This is a genomic window from Cellulomonas gelida (assembly GCF_006538725.1).
In the GTDB taxonomy this organism is placed as follows: domain Bacteria; phylum Actinomycetota; class Actinomycetes; order Actinomycetales; family Cellulomonadaceae; genus Cellulomonas; species Cellulomonas gelida.
Genome location: NZ_BJLQ01000075.1, coordinates 1 through 4114, shown reverse-complemented (window position 1 = coordinate 4114; position 4114 = coordinate 1). Strand labels below are relative to the sequence as shown.

Sequence of the window (4114 nt, the reverse complement as noted above, 5' to 3'; positions counted from 1 at the left end):
GAGCCGGTCAGCCGATCGGCTGGCGGTCCGCCCACGCCTCGAGCGTCGTGCGCGGGCCCGTGTAGAACGGGATCTCCTCGCGCACGTGGCGACGCGCCTCGACGGCGCGCAGCTCGCGCATGAGGTCGACGATCCGGTGCAGCTCGGACGCCTCGAACGCGAGCAGCCACTCGTAGTCCCCGAGCGCGAACGCCGAGACCGTGTTGGCGCGTACGTCGGGGTAGTCGCGCGCCGCGTGCCCGTGCTCCACGAGCATGCGGCGCCGGTCCTCCTCCGGCAGGACGTACCAGTCGTACGAGCGCACGAACGGGTACACGCACAGGTAGTCGCCCGGCTCCTCGCCGGCGAGGAACGCGGGCACGTGGCGCCGGTTGAACTCCGCGGCGCGGTGCAGCCCGACCACGGACCACACCGGCAGCAGGTGACGCCCGAGGTCGCTGCGGCGCAGCCGCTGGTAGGCGCCCTGCACCTGCTCGACGGTCTCGGCGTGCCACCAGACCATGAGGTCCGCGTCCGCGCGGAGCCCCGCGACGTCGTACCAGCCGCGCACGACGAGATCGGCGTCCTCACCGACGGCGGCCTGCGCCTCCGCGACGAGCTCGGCACGCTCGGCGTCGTCGGCCGGGAGCACCTCCTCGAGCGCGAACACCGACCACATCGTGTAGCGGATGGTGGAGTTGAGGGTCTCGTGGTCGACCTCGGTCACGGACGATCCTTCCGTCAAGGGGGCGGGGGCGACGAGCTCAGCGCAGGGGGTCGAGCGAGCACGCGGCGGGGCGACCCGAGTCGACGCCGGCCTGGCGCCGGCAGCAGTCGGGCACGCACACGTCGTTGCGGGCCGGCAGCGCGCCGACCGTCGCGGGCTCGACGGTCGGCAGCCCGGCCGCGACCGCACGCTCGGTGGCGGCACGCTCGAGGATCAGGTCGACGAGACCGCGGACGAACGGCTCGCGCGTGCCGACGGTGTCCGCGCGCACCGCGGTCATCGACAGCGCCTCGGCGGTCTCGAGCGCCTCGGTGTCGAGGTCGTAGACGACCTCCATGTGGTCGGAGACGAAACCGATCGGCGAGAGCACGACCGCGTCGACGCCGCGGCCCGCGAGGTCCGTCAGCAGGTCGTTGACGTCGGGCTCGAGCCACGGCTGGCTCGGCGGTCCGGAACGCGAGCAGTACGCGAGGTCCCACTCGACCGCACGGCCCAGCCGCTCCCCGACCGCGGCCGCCACCGTCGCGGCGACGTCGAGGTGCTGCGCGGCGTACGACGGTCCGCCGAGACCGGACGCCTCCTCCATCGTGTGCGGGATGGAGTGCGTGACGAACACGAGCCTCGCGCCTGCGGGGACCTTGCCGAAGGCCTCGGTCACGGCGTCGACGTTCGCCTCGACGAAGCCCGGGTGGTTGAAGTAGGCGCGCAGCTTGTCGAGCGACAGGGGGTGCTCACCGTCGGGCAGGCCGAGGTCCGAGCCCAGCTCCTCGAGCGTCGACCAGAAGTCCTCGCGGTACTGCCGGCACCCCGAGTACGACGCGTACGCGCTGGTCACGAGCGCGAGGACCCGGCGGTGACCGTCCGCGTACGCCGCCGCAAGGGCGTCCTTGGTGTAAGGGCTCCAGTTGCGGTTGCCCCACACGACGGGCAGGTCGATGCCGCGGCGCTCGAGCTCGGCCGTCAGCGCGCGCTGCAGGGCCAGGTTCTGGCGGTTGATCGGGCTCGCCCCGCCGAAGTGGTGGTAGTGCTCGGCGACCTCGGCGAGACGCTCGTCCGGGATGCCCTTGCCCGCGGTGACGTTCCGCAGGAACGGGAGCACGTCGTCGGGACCGTCCGGACCGCCGAACGAGGCGAGCAGGAGGGCGTCGTAGGGCGCGACCGGGTTCACGGAGGACTCGTCAGGCACAGGTCGATCATCGCACCGCGGCGTCGGCGCCACCGTCCGCCGGGCGCCGAGGCGGCGTGACATCGAACGGACAGAACGTCAGGATCCGCCTCAGCCCTTCACCGCGCCGCCGAGCCCGGCACCCCGCAGGAACATGCGCTGGAACACCAGGAACATCACCACCGGGATGAGTGTGGAGATCGCGAGCGCCGCCATCAGGGTGCCCTTGTCGACGTTCGCCATCGACTGCAGGTAGACGGACAGCGGCTTGACCGACGCGGACTTCAGCACCAGGAACGGCCACAGGAAGTCCTTCCAGGACGCGATGACGGCGAACACGGACACCACGCCGAGGATCGGCCTGCTCATCGGCAGCACGATCGACCAGAACACGCGCACCGGCCCCGCGCCGTCGACGCGCGCGGCCTCGAAGATCTCCCGGGGCAGCGAGTCGAAGAACCGCGAGACGAGCACGACGTTGAACGCGCTGGCCCCCGCGGGCAGCCACACCGCGAGGTAGCTGTTGATGAGCGTCTCGCCGACCGGAGGGTCGACGATGATCTGGTAGAGCGGGATCAGCAGCACCACGGCGGGGACGAACAGCGTCGTCAGCACCGCCCAGCTGAGTGCCTTGGCCCACCGCGGCCGCAGCACCGAGAGCACGTAGCCGCCGGTCGTCGCGACGACGACCTGGACGAACCACGACCCGAGCGCGACCCACACGGTGTTCAGGAAGTACTGCCCGATGTGGTACCTCGTGAACGCCTGGTCGACGTTCTTCGTCGTGAAGCCGTTCGGGAACAGCGCCAGCGGCTGCGTGAGGATGTCCTGCGTCGGGGTGAAGGCGAACTTGGCGAGCAGCAGCAGCGGCCCCAGGCACCAGACGACGAGCAGCAGCAGCAGCGCGAGGTGCATGCCGCGCCACGTCCACGCGACGCGCGGACGTCGCCAGTCGGCGCTCGACAGCGCGCCACGCTCGCGCTCGTCGGCGCGGGCCTGCCGACGGCGCCGCGAGGGCCGAGCCTGCCGCGCTCCGGTCCCCGGTGCGTCGCCCGGTCCCGAGGCGGTGCGCGCGTCCGGACGCGGGTCGGCGGTGGTCGCGGCGAGGGGCGAGGTGGCGGTCACGACGTGCTCCAGGATCGCGTCACACGGAAGTACAGCAAGGACAGGACGGCGAGGACCGCAGCGAGCAGCAGACTGAGCGCGGTCGCCTCGCCGAAGTTGTTGCCCAGGTTGGCGAACGCGAGGTTGTAGACGCGCAGCATGATCGTCTCGGTCGCGTGGTTCGGACCGCCGTTGGTGAACAGGAACGGCTCGAGGAACACCTGGGCGGTGCCGATGACCTGCAGGATCAGGGTGATGAACAGGACCCCGCGCAGCTGCGGAAGGGTCACGTGCCAGACCTTGCGCAGCACCGACGCGCCGTCGACCTCGGCCGCGTCGTACAGCTCGGCGGGCACGCTGATCAGCGCGGCCAGGTAGATGATCACCGTGCCGCCCGCGGCGGCCCACGTCGCCTCCAGGACGAGCGAGGGCATCGCCCATGTCGCGTCCGCGAGCCAGGGGTACGGGCCCAGGCCGACCCAGCCGAGCACGGTGTTGAAGACCCCCTGCGGTCGCGGGTCGTAGAAGAACTTCCAGAGCAGCACGGCCACCACGGGTGGCACGACGACGGGCAGGTACGCGAGCACCGAGTACAGCCCCTTGCGCCGGCGCACCTCGCTCATGAGCACGGCGCCGACGAGCGGGATCGGGTACCCGAACACGAGCGCGAGCAGGGCGAACCACCCCGTGTTCCGGATCACGGTCGGCAGCAGCGGGTCTGAGAGCACCGCGCGGAAGTTGTCGAGGCCCACCCACGTGGGCGCGTCGACGAGATTCGTCTTCTGCAGGCTCATCTCCACCGCGGACACGATCGGCCACCAGGAGAACAGGCCGAACACGACGAGCAGGGGCACCGCGAAGAGCACCGCGCTCAGTCCGCCGCGGCGCGCCCACGTCACGGGCGTGCGGCGCCGGGGTGCGCGCCGCGTGGCCTCCGCCCGCGGCGGGGGGCTGACGACGTCGGACGTGGTCATCGTGGCCTCTCGGGGTCGTCCCGCGGTGCGGGGGAAACGGCGGGGGTCGAACGGCTGCAGGGTCGAACGGCTGCAGGTTCGAACGGCTGCAGGTTCGGACGGCTGCGGGTTCGGACGGCGGCGGGTCGGGCGGGCGCGGCGACCGGCCGGGGCTGCGGGGTCCCC

At 71.9% G+C, this 4114-nt stretch carries 4 protein-coding genes; all 4 read right to left on the bottom strand.

Translation table 11 applies throughout. The features are described from left to right. Nucleotides 1-7 precede the first annotated feature (7 nt). The 4 genes from hemQ to CGE01nite_RS16590 all read right to left on the bottom strand — a co-directional run bounded on the left by hemQ (nucleotide 8) and on the right by CGE01nite_RS16590 (nucleotide 3949). Nucleotides 8-658, bottom strand: coding sequence for a hydrogen peroxide-dependent heme synthase (gene hemQ, locus CGE01nite_RS16605; protein WP_141371764.1), 651 nt, complete (start codon nucleotides 656-658; stop codon nucleotides 8-10). Nucleotides 659-743: 85 nt separating this feature from the next. Then, the gene (locus CGE01nite_RS16600) at nucleotides 744-1892 is read right to left on the bottom strand and encodes a ferrochelatase (RefSeq protein WP_229747387.1); all 1149 of its coding nucleotides are present in this window, start codon (nucleotides 1890-1892) and stop codon (nucleotides 744-746) included. 90 nt (nucleotides 1893-1982) lie between these two features. Next, nucleotides 1983-2996, bottom strand: a complete 1014-nt coding sequence (locus CGE01nite_RS16595) for a carbohydrate ABC transporter permease (protein ID WP_048344289.1) — start codon at nucleotides 2994-2996, stop codon at nucleotides 1983-1985. Further along, nucleotides 2993-3949 (bottom strand): carbohydrate ABC transporter permease, encoded by a 957-nt coding sequence (locus CGE01nite_RS16590; protein ID WP_174773475.1) that lies wholly within the window; start codon nucleotides 3947-3949, stop codon nucleotides 2993-2995. The genes CGE01nite_RS16595 and CGE01nite_RS16590 overlap by 4 nt, the downstream gene beginning before the upstream one ends. Nucleotides 3950-4114: the final 165 nt, after the last annotated feature.

Bases quoted from the DNA above. Each gene is read 5' to 3' on its own strand.
- hemQ (WP_141371764.1), bottom strand. From the start codon at position 658: ATGTGGTCGGTGTTCGCGCTCGAGGAGGTGCTCCCGGCCGACGACGCC.
- CGE01nite_RS16590 (WP_174773475.1), bottom strand. From the start codon at position 3,949: ATGACCACGTCCGACGTCGTCAGCCCCCCGCCGCGGGCGGAGGCCACG.